The 19,688-nt window shown below is 40.0% G+C and carries 14 protein-coding genes; 3 read left to right on the forward strand and 11 right to left on the reverse strand.

Features of this window, described 5'->3' with window-relative positions; genetic code table 11:
• From INP51_RS11490 to INP51_RS11535, 10 genes are all read right to left on the reverse strand, one after another.
• Positions 1 to 1,425 (reverse strand): four-carbon acid sugar kinase family protein, encoded by a 1,425-nt coding sequence (locus INP51_RS11490; protein ID WP_193734985.1) that lies wholly within the window; start codon positions 1,423 to 1,425, stop codon positions 1 to 3.
• On the reverse strand, positions 1,422 to 3,401 hold the full coding sequence (locus INP51_RS11495; RefSeq protein WP_193734986.1) for a glycoside hydrolase family 127 protein: 1,980 nt from the start codon (positions 3,399 to 3,401) through the stop codon (positions 1,422 to 1,424). Before INP51_RS11495 ends, INP51_RS11490 begins: the two co-directional genes overlap by 4 nt.
• Positions 3,395 to 4,081, reverse strand: a complete 687-nt coding sequence (locus tag INP51_RS11500; protein ID WP_193734987.1) for an aspartate/glutamate racemase family protein — start codon at positions 4,079 to 4,081, stop codon at positions 3,395 to 3,397. The genes INP51_RS11495 and INP51_RS11500 overlap by 7 nt, the downstream gene beginning before the upstream one ends.
• 113 nt (positions 4,082 to 4,194) lie before the next feature.
• Positions 4,195 to 5,538 (reverse strand): apiosidase-like domain-containing protein, encoded by a 1,344-nt coding sequence (locus tag INP51_RS11505; protein ID WP_193734988.1) that lies wholly within the window; start codon positions 5,536 to 5,538, stop codon positions 4,195 to 4,197.
• Positions 5,539 to 5,574: 36 nt separating this feature from the next.
• Positions 5,575 to 6,621 carry a uroporphyrinogen decarboxylase family protein gene (locus tag INP51_RS11510; protein ID WP_193734989.1) on the reverse strand — a complete coding sequence of 349 codons (1,047 nt, stop codon included), beginning with the start codon at positions 6,619 to 6,621 and terminating at the stop codon, positions 5,575 to 5,577.
• Positions 6,622 to 6,657: 36 nt separating this feature from the next.
• Complete coding sequence (locus INP51_RS11515) at positions 6,658 to 8,685, reverse strand: beta-galactosidase (RefSeq protein WP_193734990.1); 2,028 nt, start codon at positions 8,683 to 8,685, stop codon at positions 6,658 to 6,660.
• Between the two features lie 21 nt (positions 8,686 to 8,706).
• Positions 8,707 to 9,723, reverse strand: coding sequence for a glycoside hydrolase family protein (locus INP51_RS11520; protein WP_193734991.1), 1,017 nt, complete (start codon positions 9,721 to 9,723; stop codon positions 8,707 to 8,709).
• A gap of 74 nt (positions 9,724 to 9,797) precedes the next feature.
• A complete protein-coding gene (locus INP51_RS11525) occupies positions 9,798 to 11,579 on the reverse strand; it encodes a type 2 periplasmic-binding domain-containing protein (protein WP_193734992.1) in 1,782 nt (593 codons plus the stop codon).
• A gap of 33 nt (positions 11,580 to 11,612) precedes the next feature.
• The gene (locus tag INP51_RS11530) at positions 11,613 to 12,509 is read right to left on the reverse strand and encodes a carbohydrate ABC transporter permease (RefSeq protein ID WP_193734993.1); all 897 of its coding nucleotides are present in this window, start codon (positions 12,507 to 12,509) and stop codon (positions 11,613 to 11,615) included.
• A gap of 12 nt (positions 12,510 to 12,521) precedes the next feature.
• Positions 12,522 to 13,481, reverse strand: a complete 960-nt coding sequence (locus INP51_RS11535) for an ABC transporter permease (protein WP_193734994.1) — start codon at positions 13,479 to 13,481, stop codon at positions 12,522 to 12,524.
• A gap of 245 nt (positions 13,482 to 13,726) precedes the next feature.
• Here INP51_RS11535 and INP51_RS11540 point away from each other — a divergent pair, with 245 nt between their 5' ends.
• From INP51_RS11540 to INP51_RS11550, 3 genes are all read left to right on the forward strand, one after another.
• A complete protein-coding gene (locus INP51_RS11540) occupies positions 13,727 to 15,541 on the forward strand; it encodes a sensor histidine kinase (protein WP_193734995.1) in 1,815 nt (604 codons plus the stop codon).
• A gap of 240 nt (positions 15,542 to 15,781) precedes the next feature.
• The gene (locus tag INP51_RS11545) at positions 15,782 to 16,558 is read left to right on the forward strand and encodes a response regulator transcription factor (protein ID WP_193734996.1); all 777 of its coding nucleotides are present in this window, start codon (positions 15,782 to 15,784) and stop codon (positions 16,556 to 16,558) included.
• A 12-nt stretch (positions 16,559 to 16,570) separates the two neighbouring features.
• Entirely contained in the window at positions 16,571 to 18,217 is a 1,647-nt protein-coding gene (locus INP51_RS11550) for a type 2 periplasmic-binding domain-containing protein (RefSeq protein WP_193734997.1), read from the forward strand.
• Between the two features lie 22 nt (positions 18,218 to 18,239).
• Here INP51_RS11550 and INP51_RS11555 read toward each other — a convergent pair whose 3' ends face one another.
• Complete coding sequence (locus INP51_RS11555; protein WP_193734998.1) at positions 18,240 to 19,670, reverse strand: alpha-L-fucosidase; 1,431 nt, start codon at positions 19,668 to 19,670, stop codon at positions 18,240 to 18,242.
• Positions 19,671 to 19,688: the final 18 nt, after the last annotated feature.

Below are 19,688 nucleotides of genomic sequence, written 5' to 3' on the forward strand. Positions count from 1 at the left end.
TTAGATAATCCTTTCCACAACTTCTCGTAAAGTGCTGTCAGATCCCACATTTCCCGGAAAGATTATGTATGGCTTTCCTGGAAACCGCGCTTCTTCTCCCTGCCTCCATATGGGCACTCCCGCAGCTGCCTGTCCTAATACATATGCCTTTTGTATCTGTAGTCCTTTTGTGGCCACGTCACTGGAAGTGATTCCTCCTTTAGCCAATATGAAACTTGGCTCTATAGTTAAGTCACGCACAATACCTGTCAATGCATCTGATATTTCTACTGAAATCTCAAGAGAACTTTCCGAAACTTCCTTACTACCTGTTATAACTTTTCGAGAAGTAAAAACAGCCACTGTAACACCTTTTTTAATCTGTTCTTCGGCGATTTTCAAAACTCTGTTCTTTTCTTTTTGCAATTGTTCTCTGGAAAAAGGGTCCGGAACTTTGAATTCCAGAAACTTCACTTTACCAGTAAGAGATTTTAATTCATTTAACTGACGATTTGTTTTATTCACATGAGATCCGATAATAATCAAACCACCTGCCTGATTATCATCCATACGAAGCTGTTCTTTGGACAGGAATTCGTGTGCAGAAACACCTCCTAAAACCTGCGGAAGCGATGCAGCGGATCTACATATGAATTTTTTTCCATGACTCATGGAGCGAAGAAAGGCGATAGCAAATACTTTCAGGTCTTCTTTGTCCATGGCATTGACAATAACCGGCGCCCCTTGTACTACCTGATCCAAGATTGAAGTTACCTTGCTGATCTTGAGGGCTCTCAAGTCCTGCAGTTCTACCACAAAACAATCTGATGCTCTTCTTCGTCCGCCACTTTTTTCCTCAATATATTCCCTTAAATCCGATGAATGGTACCCAAAGCTTGTATCCTTTGCAAATTCCGTCTCCGCAGCAGGTATCATCTGTTCTCCCTGGCGTACATAATGGACGCAGTTATAAGTATATCTTCCACCGTCCTGAAAAAATGGACAAAATATCTCCCCATCCATATGAATACCATTTTTCAAAAGGCTGCTGATTAAGGCTTCAGTTTCCAGAGGGTAATGTCCTCTAAGCGTGGAGTCCCCACGTGACACCAGAATAAAAGGCTGATTTTTCTCTGCAGAAGTGTCTGCAAGTGTTTTAGCTATTTCCTTATGCACCTGGATTGTCCGCTGTTTTGTGAAACTTCTTGAATTCGTAAGAATATAAAACATGTTATTCTTTGAAACAAATGCTTCATCAAATGTCTCTTTTTCCCACGATGTATAAACATAGACCCCGTGTACCGTCTGTGTCCCCGTAGGATCATCATCTAGGACAACCACCTTTTCACTATGCTTCCTTAATTCTTCACAGTATAAGAAATCTATCTGTAGTCTTTGAGCCTCTGTGTATTGCGGTATCAGATTATTGATCTCCTGATAGGTCATTCTTTGCCTCCTTTCAGTGGTTCCAATAAAAGGGGCAGGTATACCCGCATCTGTCCGTACTCGCGATTATCCCATGCAAAATATGGGATTAATTTGACGTCTTGTTTGTCAAAGTGATACTTGGGAAGTCTCTGATACAGATCATCCGTTCTCTTCTCCTCATATACAATACGCCTAAATTCTCCGAGTAATGCTTTTATCTTTCTTCCATGGATTTGTATATCCACCGGATCAAATTGATCCTCAGGCGAGAGATAGAGATCTGACAGTTGATGGTTCCCGGCATCAACTGATTCCAGACAATATACCAGCGGTCCTCTTTCCACGGCTGCCTGATTTGCGGTTTCTTCTACCATTGGATGGGCAATTGTGAGGCGGACGGGCATATCCAGGATCAGTTCAATCTTTGTATTCGTCTCTTGTGGAATCTTATATTCGATATAGGTTCCAGAACAAGAATGGTCATATTTTTTTATTGTCTTATCAGTTTTTAAGCATGCATGTTCACACCATCCTGGAATACGCAGCATAAGTGAAACCTCTCTGTCAGGTGTGCGATTCTCAATCCGCATTATGACAGAGCCTTCATATGGGTACTTTGTCTCTTGCACGATTGTAAAGTCAGCTCCGTTATTCAGCTTAAAGCTGGCTTCACTTGCTCCATACATTCCAAAATACACTTTATCAGAACTCACCAGGTATGTATATTCTGAAGATTCTGCAATCGTTCTGGCAAGGTTTGGCGGGCAGCAATAGCTTAATATATACTCACTTCGCTGTGTCGGCCATACCAGCTTATATGGAAGTTCTTCTTCCCTGCGAAGCATATTTTCATAAAAGAATTTCTTACCGTCCAAACTCACAGCAGCAAGATTTGCATTACACATGACACGTTCTATAACGTCCATATACTCCACTTTCGGCTCAAGCTGGAACATCCGATAGGCAAACAGAACCAACCCTATATTCGCACAAGTTTCATTGTATGCCGTGATATTTGGCAATTGATATTCGTATCCATATGCCTGATGAACTAACTGATGATGGAAGAAATCTCCATAGGGAGAAGCACCATTGTATAGTGCACCGCATCCCCCTGTCAGATAAAGTTTCTGATCTGTCAGGTTTCTCCAAATTCTATGAAGCACCTTCAGATACTCATCATCCTCTCTCTCCAGACAAAGGTCTGCAACACCTGCGTACAGATAATTCGCCCGAACAGCATGCCCTATAATTTTTTCATGTTTTTTCAGCGGAATGCGATCCTGGTTATCGTCCATGCCATCGATCACCTGGTCACGGAGTTCAATTGCCCGTTCTGCCAGATCCAAATACTTTATATTGTCGGTAACACGATACAATTCTATCAATCCCATATAGTGAGATGGACATACAGCCGTCTTAACATGACCATTCTCTTCACTCGTCCTATACATCTGCTCCAGACACCCAGCAGCTTTTTCTGCGATTTTCAGCAGACTCTCTCTTCCAGTCAGACGTTTATATAAGGCAGCTGCTGTAAATAAATGTCCAAAATTATATACTTCGAAATCATTGATATTTTCAAATCTCGTGGGATTTGTTCTCCCGCGATCAGAGATAATTTGTTTCGTAGAGATATAACCATCTGCCTCTTGTGCTTTTCCAATTAACGCAATATATTTCTCTAATTCCTGAAGCTGCTCTTCCTCTTGATTTTCTACGGCACTATACATAGCAGCTTCCATCCATTTATAGAAATCACCATCTCCAAAATCTGTTCCACCAAACTTCCCCTTGGTCTCTCCGGCACATATCCTGAAATTCTCTACTACATGACTAATTTCCGGAGATTCGAACATCTTTTTTAATTGCGGGATAGTCACTTCACTATTCAACTCTTCCGCATCTTTCCAAAACCCTTTGGTCCAGTGTACATTTTGGGAAGGAAGAGGCGAAGCAGCCACATTCGGTGATTGTGTCGTATCCGTCAACATAATTTTTCCTCCTGTAGTACACCTTTTGTTATCAGTGCCTCCTTTAATTCTTTCACACCATAACGAGGACTGGAAACAGTTACTTTCTGGGTTTGTTCTTCAATCAACTCCTCACAATAAGCCATGGATCCCTGTGACAGCAAAATAACATCTGCCTGATCGGAAACTTCTTTTGCCTTATGTATTAAAGCTCTTTTGAATTCTTCCTGATTCAGATCGAAAGCCTCAACGAGTGCATCTACTAATTCCACCTGACGTCCCATTTCTCGGGCAACACGAAGAATTGTATTTCTTGTTGGTTCTAAAGTAGTCTGTAATGTTGCAAGTACTGCAATCCGTTTACCTTTTCTGACTGCTGCCCGACACATCCCTTCATCAATCCGCACAATTGGTACTCCCAGATACTTCCCCATTGGCTTCACATAATCGGCTGCTTCTCCTACCGAGGAACAAATATTCAAGATAGCATCTGCACCATCTTGTATGGCCTTCAAATACATTGCATATAATCTGCATGCGGTTTTGGCAGGCACAAACCCTGCATCTCTGACCTCAGCAAGAATCGAGGGATCCTGATAGGACAAAAGTTCGGCCTCTTCACCAATTTGTTTTCTGATTTCCTGTTCAACAGTACTTTTCAACTCCGGTGTTATACTTGTATAGACCAACCCTATTTTCATTCTTTTCACTCCTTTACCCGGTAATTATTAAAACTTCAACTTTTTATTTAGTAAATATATGCCATATATTAACTAAATAATTAAATTAAGTATACCTATGGATTAACTTATTGTCAAGAACACCTTCCCGTTTTTATTTCCTGTTTTTCCAGAAGCAATACCAGTACCCAATCATTATGTCCTTCTAATTTTTCAGGCGGTGAAAACCGTACTTTCGTCTCACCTGTCACACTTCCCTCATACCCGTATCCGCCGCTTAATGGATCCATATAATAAAATTTCATATTTCCATGATAAGAGGAAAGATCAAGAGTGAATGGGATTCCCAGATAATCATAGCAAAAAATAAAATCATCTCCGGCAAAAACACTGATATGCTCATATTTTTCCTTATTCGCTGATACCAGCAGGTCCTCTTTTGCTCTTCCATTTATAAAATCAACACTCTCCATTAATTTACGCAAATGTCCCATACAAAACGATCCAATATTATCTTTTTCCTCCTGCCAGCTTCTTGTGATACCATATGCGCCTTCTTTGTCTGTCTGGGTGTAAAACTGCATAACTGCATTGGAACCATACGTATGTCCAAAAGCACCTGCAAATGTTGACCAATATGCATATCGCCGTATATCCCAGGACTGCCATTTGGGTTCCTTTTCGTCATGTAATCCCTGTGGAATCTGCTCATAAGACGGCTCCCCATCCAGAGTAGGCTTTATCGGTAACAATGACAAGTCATGAGCAACATACTTGTAATTATCTTCGCCGTAATAAGGGGTCCCTTCATTATCATCCCAGGCTTTTAGATTAACCTGATCATAACGCCTGTGTCCCGATTGAAACATATTAAAATCAAGCCAGGGCATCTCATGAAACCAGAAAGAGGAAGAGGTCCTTCCGAATGGATGAAAGCCGATGAGCTGATCCCTGCACTCGTTCTTCAATCTCATACCGATATGAATAAATAAATCAATTGCCTCTTCACCTTTTACGTCACCGCCGATCAGCCAAATTACATTCTTCTTATTGCCAAAATGGCGAATCAAGAACTCAAGATAATGGTCTGCATTTTCCGAATTCAGATATCCTTTCTTTACGATGCTTCCCCATGCCGGCAAAAGGGCCATATAAATATCCATAGAAGCAGCAATATCAACAATCGTTTCCACCCGTTTCCAAAACGCACCTGTTTCATCTATCTGCATGAAATCATTTTGAATAAGTGGTGTATCTCCATCCTTGTTTCTCTCCGGCCATTTGTGAATCAGAGTAGCCTGAATTACATTAAATCCTTTTTCCTTACGGTTACGCAGATACAGCTCTGCTTCCGCTTCATCTAATTTTTCAAAAATTAACCATGCGGTATCCGCAAGCCAAAAGAACGGATTTCCCTCTTTCAGGAGATACCTCCCATTGTCACAGACTTCTAATCGCATGCCGTTCTTTTCTGTCATTTTTTCTTTCCTCTTAAAATTCCGAAAACCTGCAAATTAATAGACGGTGTTAGCCTCATCGAACAGTGCCTTAATATTCCTGGGGGGAACATCCGACTGCAGGCCTTCATGGCTTGGAGAGATAATTAATCCGGTTGGAAAATAAGTACGCAGCTCCCTCACCTTTGCTGCTACCTGCTCCGGCGTGCCATTGGGAAGCAAATCCTGAGTATCGACACCTCCGCAAAAAGAGATCTCTCCATCAAACTTTGCCTTCAGGCTGGCAGGGTCCATACCGGCAGCCAGCGCCTGAATTGGATGGATAATATCTACGCCTGCTTCAATCAACAGCGGTATAGCCTCTACAATAGATCCGCAGGAGTGGTACATAACTTTTACTCCATAACTGTGAGCCAGATCAATCAACTTCTTTGCTCCGGGAATCACAAACTCCTTCACCAGCTGCGGGCTGATCATCAACCCTCTCTGGCTTCCCATATCATCACCAATTAAGATAACATGTACTTTTCCTCTGGCTGCCTCCAGAAAGATCTTCAATGCTTTCAGATAGAATTCAATTATATGATCATCCACATAATGAACCATCTCCGGGTCTGAGATCATATTCATCAAACAAGTCTGCATACCAAAGGCAGCGCATACATCCTGAAAATGGCAGGCCCAGAGCATACCCATCACAGCTTTATCTGCAGGAGCTTCCTCTACCAGCCGTTCACATTCTTTTGGATCAATATACTTTGCAGGATCCGGCCAGGGATAATCAATGGCAGTCACATCATCCAAATCTTCGCATCTGGCAAAGCACCCATCCGCGGTTAATGTTCGATGCTCGGTATCTACATTACTTCCATTCATATACCAGTCAAACGCTGCAAAAATTGCATTACAGTGTTCGGAATGGTAGGGAATCTCTACTGCATAAAAATCATCACCACAGACTCTTTTCAGTTCTTTAATGTCCTTTACATGGTAAAAATCACACAGTGCGGGCACTGCCTCAGGAGTCGGATCTCCCAGCCAGCAGGCTGGTCTGTCAACCGATCTCCGTTCCACAGTTGCAAAAAATCTTTCAATACTGTTCATACAAAATCCTCCCGGTGCTTACTTTTCGATTCGATTTTAACGCCTGATAACCACAGCCTGATATTTTTCGAGTAACAAATTCCCATCTATATTACTTCCGGAAAGTATATCTGTTCCATAGACGCCGGATACCTTCGCCGATTCATTATTATGATTCAGATAAAACTCCCAGACAGCTTCCGCACCCGCTCTCATATGATATTCTACACCTTCAGGCAGTTCTTTCTCTTCAATTTCTGCATCCGACAACATTCTCTTAAATAATGGCTGCATCTGATGGGCCGGTACTCTGCAGGCCAGGTAATATGCCTTGCCAGTTCCATTTTTTTTACAAGTAAGCGCCGGCGTATCCCGATAAAAATCATCCATATAGCGTGCAAGAATCTTCGCATCATTTACCCGCATAGTTTCTGCACAATCTCTCACTTCCCATATAGTTTCATCCTCAAAACAAATTCGGTTTCGATCTGAGGGATAAAGTGTATCAATTTCTTCAATTATTGTACCAAATAATTCAGAAAGTCCGTCACCGGGAAACCCGCCAAGAAAACATAATAAATTTTCATCGACATATCCGGTGAAATATGTGGCAAACAGCTGTCCTCCTCCTTGAACAAATTCTCTCAGACGTGCGGCGGTGCCTTTTTTTAATACATACAGCATCGGAGCCACAATAAGACGATACTTCGAAAAATCTGATGATGAAGAGATTACATCCATCTCTACGCCCAATTTCAAAAATTCTTTCCAAATATCCATACATACTTTTTCGTACTGCTTGTTCTCTTTTCCTAAGGCCATTACATCTTGAATTGCCCAGCGAGTATCCCAGTCGAATAGCAAAGCTGCCTTGGCTTCTGTCGTGGTTCCGGCAACTTCAGATAACTTTTCCAGAGCATCTCCCACTTCGGATACTTCATTGAATATCCGAGTATCATCTCTTCCTAAATGGTCAATCACCGCTCCATGGTATTGTTCAAAAGATCCCCTTCCTTTTCTCCATTGAAAGTACTGTACAGTATCAGAACCGCAGGCAATCGCCTGAAGGCTTGACAACATATGAATTCCCGGCCGTTTTAATTTATTGAATGGATGCCAGTTGACAAGGCCTGGTGCACTTTCCATCAGCATAAATGGTTTGTTTTTTTTCAGTGAGCGCATAACTGTGTGATGAAAAGCTGTCTCTGCCATAGTGTCATATAGTGATTCATAATCATTATGAAACCTTGGATAACTGTCCCAGGAAATAATATCAATAGACTCAGACAAAAAGTCATAGTCCAGACCGTTATATAATTGCATAAAATTGGTCGTAACAGGGACATCAGGGGTTTCTCTTCTCAGAGTTTGAATCTCCAAGTCCAGATACTCTTTCATATTCCAGGTTGTAAAACGTTTCCACTCCAGATTCAGTCCCATAATACTTCGTTCGCCATCCAAAAAAGGAGGTTCAATCTGGTCGAAAGAATTATAATTATGGCTCCAAAAGGTAGTCCACCAGGCTTTGTTCAATTCATCAATATCATGATGAAATTTTTCAGCCAAATAGTCCTGGAATCTTTTAATACACAGAGGGCAATAACATTCTCCCCCCAGTTCATTTGATACATGCCAAAGCAAAAGCCCCGGATGATTTCCAAAATTTTCTGCCAGCTTTTTATCAATAATAGTGACTTTTTCGCGGAACTTTGGAGAGGTCATGCAATGGTTATGACGACCTCCATGATGATTGCGTATGCCCTGTCTATTAACCCTCATCGCTTCCGGATAAGCTTCATCCAGCCACGCAGGCCGTGCTCCGGAAGGTGTTCCCAGAATCGTGAAAATACCATTAGCATATAGATTGTCCATAATTCTTTTCATCCAGCCAAAATGGAATTCCCCCTCCCTTGGTTCATAAACCGACCATGCAAAAATACCGAGGGTGACGCAATTAATCCCTGCTTTTTTCATCATCTCTATATCTTTTTCAAGAATATCCGGCCGATCCAGCCATTGCTCAGGATTGTAATCTCCTCCATGAACCAGACCGCCTATCTGGGGGAACAAAATGTTCTTTTCCATCTTTTGCCTCCTTTTTATTTTTTAACTAAAGGGTTGGTTTGATGCCACTGCTATGGTGCGAAATTCACCGAACACCTCTGTCTGATCACCAGCCTGCTTCGGCCTGGTCGCACAATAAAAATGGTAAAGCTTTCCATCATAATAGAAAATCGAAGCTTTATGTGCATGATTCTCATCAATCTCACCTGGCTTTCCATGACGGATAATCGGAGAATCAACCTTTTCCCAGTCTATCAGGTTCTCGGAGAGTGCAAGCCCTTCCTGTGCATGTCCCCGATCGTAACCAAAGAAAAAGTTCAGCCATACACCCTTATCCCAAACAATACAAGGATCAGACAGGAAACGGCCATCCCACTTTCCGGGAGTTACCTTAAGTAACGGATTGCGCCTGCAGCGCTCCCAGTGGAACAAATCTTTTGAGCTTGCCATACCCGTCTGTTCCACCCATCTTGACTCCCTGTTTTTCGCATTATAGAACATGTACCAAGTCTCTTCATAGTTGATAATACACGCTTTATATAATCCGCCTCTTTCCCAGTCTTCACCATTCTCCCAGGAAAAGACCGGTTTCTCCAGACGATGCCAGTCAAGCAATTCTTCATCTTCCGTCCATGCCAGTCCAATCATGGCAGCTCCTTCCTCATAACCAACAGAGGGATAAGAATGGTATACTAACCAGTACTTTCCGTCCACTTTTCTTAATCCTGGTGTATCATAGAGATGATCACTGTCTTTTATCATCCAGGTGGCAGCTGCCCCTACACTGTCCCAGCAACTGCTTCTTTGATTCCTTCCGAGTATAATTCCCTTGTGTTTCCAGTGAAGTAAGTCATCACTGACTGCAAGAGCCGACTGGTAGCCTTTTCCGTCATAGCCGGTATATAACATATGGAATTGGTTGTTATGTAAAAATACAAAGGGTATATCAACACCTTTTTCGTCAAATGCCCCCTCCTTACCCGAACCCACAAGAACAGGCTCTGGATATTTGTAAGGTGTCAAATATGACTGTATCCTTGTATCATCTAATCCTAGCATTGTTCGGCTCCCCTTTCAAGTTGATAAAGCTGCTCCTGAAAGCAAAAATTTCCGGGAGCAGCTTTTGTGCAATGTCATTTTACTGTCTTCTCATCAAGCATCTTTAAGATATCGTCAAAATTATCATCCGTCTGACTTTTCACATCCTTAACATATTTTTCCCATGCTTTATCGTCGTTAATGTCATTTTCACCGATAATAAACTGATGAGCCAACTCTTTCACTCTGTTCTCGCATGTTCCCCCATATGACAGCTGAGCCTTGGAGGTCTGTTCTTCCGCAGATAAATAAGTTACAGGAGGTCTGTCATAAGGTGCTACTGAATCTTCTCCGCCATTCACACTAGATTCAACCCAATATTTACCCTCATAATAATTATTTGTTTTGTTCCACCAGGGTTCAGGTAGTGAAGCCACATCAAGCATCGCGTTAAAATCAATCGGATTAAAAGGAATTCCCGTCCTGCAGACAGAAGACGACATCAATCCATACTCAGCAGACTTCGTCGCAGGTGCTTCAGCATTCATAATCTCATCACTGAATTCCTTTTTTTCTCCATCTATCTTATATGTCTCACCTTCGATTCCCCAATTCATAAGCTGAACCATCTGATCGGAATACTGATAATCAATCATAGCGACCGTATATTCCGGATATTCTGTATCGGCACTGATATAAATTCCCATTCCATTATTTAATGACTTGCCTGCTTGTCTGGATCCCCACTTCCACGGCGTTCCATAATCCGCATCTTCAGGGAGAAACGCAAGTCCCCATTCCATCTTGTCATCTACTTTTGCGTTGTTCCAACTTGCTACAGACCCCGCCCATAATGTAGGGCAGATACCTCCTACATTGGTAGTTGCTTTTGTCTGACCCTGATTAAAATCAGCAGTCGCAAACTCCGGATCTATATATCCTTTTTCATATAAGCCATTCAGATACTGTAACATCGTTCTAAAGTTGTCTTCTAAAGGCCCATATGCCCAGTTCTTTCCATTGTAATACAGGCAGTCCCATGTATGAAAGATTCCGACAAATCCGCGATATAAAGGATAATCCTTTGTGTTATTAATCATAACATAATCCAGATTTAAAGAACCATCATCGATCTTTTTCTGCATATTCTCACATAGATTTGTGTATTCATCCAAAGTAGTCGGCGGTTCCCATCCATTTTCTTTGAGAAGATCAAAACGATAGGCAAATGCGGTAAAAGACTGTGCTCCTTGTATATCATCTGGATTGTAGAACCCATCCATAAAATAGTACATTGACCCGTCCTCATTTTTTGCAAAATCCTCTCCGCCATTCGTATCTTGCATATAATCTGGATAGTATACCATATAATCTGTATAGTCCGATAAATTCAGTAACGTTCCATCCTCTCCGTATTCATTAACTGCCACTCCTTTTGTCACACTTGCAATATCCGGAACACGACCAGACTGTAATACTACCAATTCATTTTCCGAATAATCCGTTGCCGGGGTTCTGGTCCATGTTATATCCAGTTTACATCCCAGATACTGTTCCATTCTTTTCTGCCATTCTTTTTGAATCATGGTATCGTCTGAAGATTGTTGATACTCAGCAATACTGACTTCTAATTTAAGCGTATTGTCCGGAAGCTTGGGCAATTTCATACCATTACTTGCCGCAGTTGCACCGGCGTCTAATTTATCTTTGGAAGTAGCTGCCTGATCAGACGACGATGCGTTTGAGGTTTGAGTTTCTTTTGAGGTTTCTGCTTCTTTTTGATTTTTCCCTCCATTACCACAGCCTCCAAGCAAGCCTAAAGTCATAACTCCTGTCAGTGCAATTGAAACAAACCTTTTACCATTTTTCTTTTTCATCTTTTTCCCTTTCTGCCGTAAGGCTATGTTCTGTTAACCTTTTACAGCCCCGACCTGCATTCCCTGTGCAAAATACTTTTGCACAAATGGATACATCAGGAGAATAGGGCCAATCGTTGCAATTACACAGGCATATTGAACATTCAACTGGTTCATCTGCCCATTACTTATCATCTGCTGGGCATCCGACATATTGGCTGTCCCAGATGTAAATACAATTTTTCGCAGCAGCATTTGAATCGGCTGCTTATCAGGATTCTTTATATATAGCAAAGCTTCATAATAACTATTCCAAACTCCAACAACAGAAAACAGGCCAAATGTAGCATATAACGCCTTTGACAGGGGTACATAAATTCTGGTAAGAATCTGTAACTCACTGGCTCCGTCAATTTTTGCTGCTTCTCTTATCTCAGAAGAAATTCCCTGATAAAATGACCTGTAAACAAATACATTATACGCAGAAACTGCATTCGGTAAAATCAGAGACCACCAGGTATCATATAGCCCCAGATTCTGAATCAACAGATATGTAGGAACAGTTCCTCCACTAAAAAACATTGTAATCAGCAAAAAAATGGAAAGAGGTTTGCGTAAAACAAACTCGGGCACCATCATGACGTAAGCAAGTAAAGAAGTCAGTACCAAACTAAAAAATGCTGACCCAAATGCAATGACTAATGTATTCCAATAGGCGCCGAATATATTTTCTTCCTTAAACAGCAATTTATAGCCATCAAATATAAGCTCCTTTGGAAAAAAAGTAACCTGCCCTGTAGTAATCATCCTATTGCTGGACAGTGAAGTAGCAACCACATTGAGGAAAGGATATAAAAAGATGACAGACATCAGCAGCATAAATGCGGCCAGAACCACATCAACACTCTTACTTCCAATATGTATTTTATTTTTATTCTGTTTGGTCAACATACTTTTTACCTCCTACCACAAACTATTGTCAGGATTGATCCTGCGTGTTATTGTATTGGCACCGAAAACTAAAACAAAACATATGATAGAAACAAATAAATTCACCGCAGTAGAATAAGAAAATTTTCCTTCAACGATACCTTTTTGATAAACAAATGTGCCAATCACCTCCAGTTCACTCCGATTTGTGGAGTTTTGCATCAGCAATATTTTCGTATAGTCGCTGTTTAAAACATTACCCACATTCATGATCAAGAGAACTGTTGTTGTAGGCATTATGGTAGGCCATACAATATTTTTAATTTTCTGCCATCGATTTGCTCCATCAATATTCGCAACATCATACAAGGTAGTATCAACATTAGATAAAGCCGACAGATATATAATAGATCCCCAGCCAATTCCCTGCCAGACAGCAGAGCCTATATACATAAGAAGAAAATATTTACTTCCATTGTTCATATCAACTCTTGCCATTCCAAAAAGCTCTCTTACATCGTTAAACAATCCATTCACAGAGCCGAAACCATTTAACATAGAGCAGATAACTACGACAGATATAAAATGAGGAATATAGGAAATTGTCTGCACTGATTTTTTGTAGAAGTTACCTTTTAGTTCATTTAATAAGATTGCGAATATAATCGGAGCCGGGAATGTAAACAATAATGTAAGACTCCCGACTTTAAGAGTATTCCAAAGAATTTGCATACTGTTAACATTTTTAAAGAAGGTAATGAAATTCTTAAATAACGGCTGCAGCCAGTCACTTCCTCTTATCCCTCTTGCTGATTTATAATTCTTAAAAGCTATTAATATTCCATACATTGGAACATATTTAAATATAATGACCGCCAAAACAGGCAGCAATGCCATCAGGACTAATGATCTCTGTTTCCATATGAGCTTCCAAAAATTGTCTCGGCTTCTCACAGTGGTATCTGCCATAGAATTTCTTTTTTCCCTTCTCATAATTCGCTCCTCCGAATAATACTTTTCATCATTACCGTTTTATTATAAGTGTTATAATGCTTAAATAAAATGGAATTTTTGCAATATATATATGCATTTTTATATTATATTTTGGGGTTTAAAGATAGAGTATATACTTTATTCAGCTTTTTATGTATTTTTTACATGTTCATCGAGAAAGAATTATAGTATAATGCTAGATGATGTGTGGGTTATTACATGATTCACCTTTTAAAGGAGTGCAAATGAAAAAGGAAAAGAAAACCATATTAATTTCTCTTTCAAAACATTTTAAAATAGTCATAATCTTATTCTCAATATGCACGATAATAATCTCACTTTATAGTACTCTTCGATATTTTAAATTTCAAAACGCCTATATTGAGAAAAGTCTCGATTATTATTCAAACCAACTGGTAAAATCCGTTACGGAAGCATATACAAGTTACGAAAATATTTCTTATAATATAGCGTATAGTAAAAATGTTCATGATTACCTTACAAGCACAACCTCGGGAGATAGTTACACGTCTTATCAATCTCTGAGGGATCAGCTAAGCAATGCAAGGATGTTAAGTCCTTATATTGTAGATATAGCTCTATACGGAAATGACAGGAGATTTGTATCCCTTTGCGGCGCTATAGAAAATTATGAAGATATGGCAAAGTCAATCTCTGACACACATTTTTCATTTCGTTCGTTAGGAATCGCACAAATAAATATGGCAAAGTGTCATATCATGTCAATTCCAATCTATTCGCTTGAAGGTAATCAGGATAATTATTTAGGTCTTTTGTTTTTGTCTATTGATGTCAATAGCCTTTTAGATAACAACATTAATTCAAATAACAACCAATACAATCCTCAGATCATCTTTACCCATGAAGACCAGCTGATCTATGGCTCAAAATCTATATATCATTCCCTGGAAACTAAAAACACACCACCTAAAAAAGAGACAAGCTTAGATAGAAAGTATGTAATAAACGAATATACCATTCCAAACATCAATCATACTTTATATGTACTGATAAATAAGAGTATTGCGAATAAACAGTTATATGAAATTTCCAGGCAATTGCTTCTCTATATGATTTCCTTAAGTTTTATATTCTTTCTATTATTGTTTACCTTATATCACCCTTTGATTCGCTCGCTGAATCAATTGACTTCTTATATGAAGACGATTGCCGAAGGAGATCGAAGAATTTACCGAAAAGGATATGTCATCAAACAAGGGATCATCGCTTCGACGGAAATATATGATATACAAAGAGCATTCAAAAACATGATTGAACAAACAGAATTATTAAACCGCAAGATTTTCGACACGTATACACGAATGTATGAATTAGAAGATAACGCTCGAAAAACGGAAATTGCTTTTCTGAGAAGCCAAATCAACCCGCATTTCTTATACAATACCTTGACAATGATTTGTGGTATGGCGGCTGAGAATGATACAGGCAAAATTATCTCCATTACCGAAGCATTGTCCAGAATATATCGCTACAGTATCAAAGGTACAGAAAAAGTTCCGCTTAAAGAAGAAATGGAAATTGTGAAGAACTACCTGATGATACAAAAGGAAAGATTTGGGGATAGATTTCAAATTGAATATTCATTTTCAGAAAGCTCACTATATTGCATGATCCCTAGAATGATTATTCAACCTATAGTAGAAAACGCGATCGTGCATGGTTTGGAGAAAAGTTTAGAGCCAGGCAGATTATTAATCGGAGCCGGTTTAAATCCCAACTACGGATATCTGGCAATCTGGATCTATGATAACGGTGTGGGAATGTCATCTCAAAAGCTGGAATCGCTGCGGGAAAAAATTGCTTCATCACAGATCAATAACAGCAAAAACAATGGGGAATACAAGATTGCCAAAGACGCTCCAATCAGTGACAGTATTGGTCTGCTAAATGTAAATAGCCGTATGGTCTTATATTACGGGACAAATTATACTCTGCTTCTCGATTCAGAGGAGGGTGTGGGGACCAATGTGCAAATTCGTGTTCCATATGAAATGATGTTGGGGTCAAAAGTAATTTGACCCCTATGATACACGGATTGTTACGCTCTTCGAGCTCTCACAAGTCTCCGCTCCGCTTCGGTCCGTGCTAAACGAACATCCACTGGATGTTCAGCACCCTAAAAACATTCGAATTCCACCCTAATCGGGTTGCGTTCTCATGTTTTTACGGGTCCAAAGGTCATGTTTTTTCATGCGAGCATGAAACGCAGAACCTTTTGACCCTGGTATCATCAAATTACATAAGAGGGGATGTTGATTATGTATCAGGCAATTATTATCGATGACGAGAAATGGGTTATAAAAAGTTTAATTTCTACAATACGAGATCAACAATATTTTGAAATAACGGATGAATTCTACGATGGTTTGTCCGGACTTAACTATATACGTTTAAACAAGCCGGAGCTTGCCTTTGTTGATGTGCGTCTTCCGGGCATAGGGGGACTGGAGCTTCTCCAAATTGCTCAGGAAGAAAAAATACCAACTCTTTTTATTATGATTAGTGGATATGCAGAATTTGCATATGCACAAAAAGCTATGTTTCATAATGCGATTGGTTATTGTCTCAAACCTTTTTCTAAAAACGAACTGATGGACTCCATGCAAAAGGCCTGCTCTCTCATTACAGGAAGGAAAGCTTGGAAAGGTGAGGAAGAAAAAGACTGTAGTACGGATCCTTCTGATAAATTTAATCCCGAGCATCTGACCAGTTCACATAAATCCGTGCAAAAAATGATTGATTATACAGAGTCTCATTATCAGGAAGATATCTCAGTACAGGACGCTGCAAATTACTGTTCCCTTAACAGCAATTATGCCAGTCAATTATTTCACCAGGAGACCGGTATCACTTTTATAGGTCACCTTACCAATCTGCGGATTTCACATGCAAAATGGCTGCTCATGTATACTGACCAAAATATCTACCTAATTGCTGCACAGGTTGGATTCAGTGATTATTTTTATTTTGCCAAAGTATTTAAAAAGATGACCGGAGATACTCCTACCCATTTTCGGAAAAATAATACTATTTAACAGGAGGCAGCCATGAATCCTTTTATAAATAAAAAACTAATCCTTTTCCTGTGTCTGATTCTTTTTTTATCCGGTTGTGATTATAATACAGTTACAAGCACACTGCCAGATCAATCTGTGCTGCCAGAAACTTTGCAAAATCAATCTTTTGATCAGCATCTGGATATTAGTATCGGTTATTGGGATATAGAAAAAATGCTCAATGCATCGCACCCAGACGCCATAACCCAGTATATTGAGTCGCTTTTTAATGTTACATTTCATCCGATGTCTGTGACGTGGTCTAATTATAAGGACCGTTATCGAATTTTAAGCAGTACTCATAGTCTGCCCGATATATTCGCCACTCTGACATTGTCCTCTAACGATAATCATGATTCAGGTTCTTTTATTAATATGATTGAATCTAACTCTATCCGTGCTCTTCCCGAGGATATGTCATCTTACCCATTATTAAGCAACGTCCTGGCGCTTACCTCTTTTACCAAATATAAAGATGGGAACTATTATGCTATTCCTAGAAATTCATTCACTGATCCTATCCTTGGATCAACCGATGCAGCCATGCTTGTACGACGGGATTGGATGGATACACTGGACATAAAAGATCCTCAATCTTTTGATGATTTTCTTTCTATGACATCTGCTTTTGTCCATGACGATCCAGATGGCAATGGAGCGGATGATACCATCGGTTATAATGTCAGCAATTTAACGGCACTTGGTAAATGGCTGATACTGGGCATCTCTCCGGAATGTAACACATATGCCTGGATCTCTGAAGACGGACAATATATACCATCCTGGACCTCTGATAAATTTATGGAGGTTGTAAAATCTTATCGGAAACTCTATCAATCTGACAGCTTAGATCCGAATTTTTACAGCAAATCCCCACAAACAGTTCTGGAGGACTTTGCAAGCGGACATTTAGGTGCTTTGGAATACAAATCTTCGCCTTCTGCATTAATGGAATTAAAAGAGCGCTGGGATCAGCAAAATGATAAACCCTTTGAAACATGTGTCGATGTACTTCCCATATTTCCTGCGTCGGACGGTATCCGCTATAGTAATTCCAGCAATATATTCTGGTCAGAATCCTATTTATCCTCGTCTGTGAGCGATGAAAAAGCAGAGCGTATACTATCTATCTTAGAATTTCTTCTTTCTGAAAATGGAAAAATGCTCTGTAAATACGGGATAGAAAATGTAGATTATGCTCTTAACGATAACGGTAACTATACCTGCTTAATCGACACTAAAGGCGAAAATCTAAGTATTGTCCTCAAGAAAAAGTATCCCTCTCTTATGCTCTTTGAAACTTTAGCTGGATGGGGAAACGACTGGAAAGATTTTGAAAATAGTTCCCTTAATAATCTTCGTTATGGAAAACCATGTGTAGATCTCGCAAGGAAATCTGTCGAATGGTATCGTGACAATACAACGCAGTTAAAAAGAGATTATGTATTCCTAAACGCTCCGAAAGAATCTGTTGAGAGCCTGAACACCTCAGATGCGTTTCAGTCGTTTGTCAAATGCATTATAGGAGAGGATGATCCCGAACAAATGTGGAATCAGGTTCTTGCAGAAATGGATTCAAAGGGACTAAAAAATTATATCTCCATGCAAAACGAAAAGTATCGGGAACAGAAGGAGTAGTCCTTTCTGTTCCCTGCTGTGACTATCCATTAATTTTAAATACATATGCAGATTCACAAGGTTTACTTTCCGGAGCTTTTATATGTAATCCCCTGGCATCTCTGTGAAATTTCAGATGTTCCCCTGATCCAATTAGTTCAACACATTGAATGGTCTTTTTGTAAATACCGTTTGTCTTCAGACTATTAATATGGAATTCACCTGTCTTTGGCCATCCAAGTGCAATCGTATAAAGAGTATCCCCATGCGTAGTGAAGCGAAAATCCTGTGCAGTAAATATCTCGTTATGTTCATCTGGAGTGTTACAAAAATTCAGCTGTCCTTCGATTTTGTCAACATCAAAGTCAGTGTCTATTATGGCTGTCGGACCTTCTTCAGCAATTGAGAATGGTCTGGTTTCATATATAGCTTCTCCATTTAAAGACAGCCATTCTCCAATCTCCTTAAGAATCTTTATTGCATCCGGATGAAATGATCCGTCAGCATACGGTCCTACATTTAACAGTAGGTTTCCATTTTTCGAGACAATGTCACAAAGTTGATGAATGATGCGTTCTGATGATTTATATTTGGGTTCCTGAACCATGCACCATGTGATGTTATCTTCCAATCGATCATCGGACTGCCAGGGAAAATCTTTGGGTTTTGAAAATTGTCCGCGCTCAAAATCATAGACACCGATTCCCTTTGGAAAATCCTCTTGCTTATAGGTGATGATACCGTCATGAATATTCCGTGAACCATAGTAATACTCTGCAACCTGGTAGCGATAAGCCTCATCAATAATATACGCCCGGCTGTCAAAGTAAAGTACATCCGGGGCATATTGATCAATCACCTCACATATTTTTTTTGCCCAGGTCTTGCAAAAAGCCTGATCGGGATATCGATATGGGTCATAACGGTTAGTCTCCAGGGGCAAGGCTGGTCCATAAAACTTCTCATTATCCGGAATATAGACATCTGCCTCATTATCAGAAGACATAAACCATCCCCACAACCACTGGTGATGAAAGGAAGCCAGCATATGAATTCCCTCTGCCCGGAACTCTTTTGCACACTCTCCAACAATATCCCTGTGTGGTCCATAATTAACACTGTTAACCGGATTTACTTTACTGTTCCACATAGAAAAATTATCGGAATGCTCTGTCACAGGTCCGGCATACCTGGCTCCGGAAAGTCTGACAAGTTCTGCCCATTCTTTTGCACTAAATCTTTCTCCTTTCATCATCGGATAAAAGTCTTTATATCCAAAGTCATGAAGATTGCCATAAGTCTTTTCATGATAAAGATTTTGCTCTGTCCCCTTCGCATACATATTTCTGGAATACCATTCATTCTGACAGGCCGGAACACTGTATGGGCCCCAATGAAAGAACAATCCGAATTTAGCATCCCTAAACCACTTCGGGGCTTCTCTGTATAAATTATCCCATGCAAGATTATTCATGTTGATTTTCTTCCTCGC

This window comes from Blautia liquoris, from assembly GCF_015159595.1.
Taxonomy (GTDB): Bacteria; Bacillota; Clostridia; order Lachnospirales; family Lachnospiraceae; genus Novisyntrophococcus; species Novisyntrophococcus liquoris.

Excerpts from the sequence above, each read along its gene's own strand:
- INP51_RS11490 (WP_193734985.1), bottom strand. The coding sequence starts at position 1,425 with ATGACCTATCAGGAGATCAATAATCTGATACCGCAATACACAGAGGCT.
- INP51_RS11495 (WP_193734986.1), bottom strand. The coding sequence starts at position 3,401 with ATGTTGACGGATACGACACAATCACCGAATGTGGCTGCTTCGCCTCTT.
- INP51_RS11500 (WP_193734987.1), bottom strand. The coding sequence starts at position 4,081 with ATGAAAATAGGGTTGGTCTATACAAGTATAACACCGGAGTTGAAAAGT.
- INP51_RS11505 (WP_193734988.1), bottom strand. The coding sequence starts at position 5,538 with ATGACAGAAAAGAACGGCATGCGATTAGAAGTCTGTGACAATGGGAGG.
- INP51_RS11510 (WP_193734989.1), bottom strand. The coding sequence starts at position 6,621 with ATGAACAGTATTGAAAGATTTTTTGCAACTGTGGAACGGAGATCGGTT.
- INP51_RS11515 (WP_193734990.1), bottom strand. The coding sequence starts at position 8,685 with ATGGAAAAGAACATTTTGTTCCCCCAGATAGGCGGTCTGGTTCATGGA.
- INP51_RS11520 (WP_193734991.1), bottom strand. The coding sequence starts at position 9,723 with ATGCTAGGATTAGATGATACAAGGATACAGTCATATTTGACACCTTAC.
- INP51_RS11525 (WP_193734992.1), bottom strand. The coding sequence starts at position 11,579 with ATGAAAAAGAAAAATGGTAAAAGGTTTGTTTCAATTGCACTGACAGGA.
- INP51_RS11530 (WP_193734993.1), bottom strand. The coding sequence starts at position 12,509 with ATGTTGACCAAACAGAATAAAAATAAAATACATATTGGAAGTAAGAGT.
- INP51_RS11535 (WP_193734994.1), bottom strand. The coding sequence starts at position 13,481 with ATGAGAAGGGAAAAAAGAAATTCTATGGCAGATACCACTGTGAGAAGC.
- INP51_RS11540 (WP_193734995.1), top strand. The coding sequence starts at position 13,727 with ATGAAAAAGGAAAAGAAAACCATATTAATTTCTCTTTCAAAACATTTT.
- INP51_RS11545 (WP_193734996.1), top strand. The coding sequence starts at position 15,782 with ATGTATCAGGCAATTATTATCGATGACGAGAAATGGGTTATAAAAAGT.
- INP51_RS11550 (WP_193734997.1), top strand. The coding sequence starts at position 16,571 with ATGAATCCTTTTATAAATAAAAAACTAATCCTTTTCCTGTGTCTGATT.
- INP51_RS11555 (WP_193734998.1), bottom strand. The coding sequence starts at position 19,670 with ATGAATAATCTTGCATGGGATAATTTATACAGAGAAGCCCCGAAGTGG.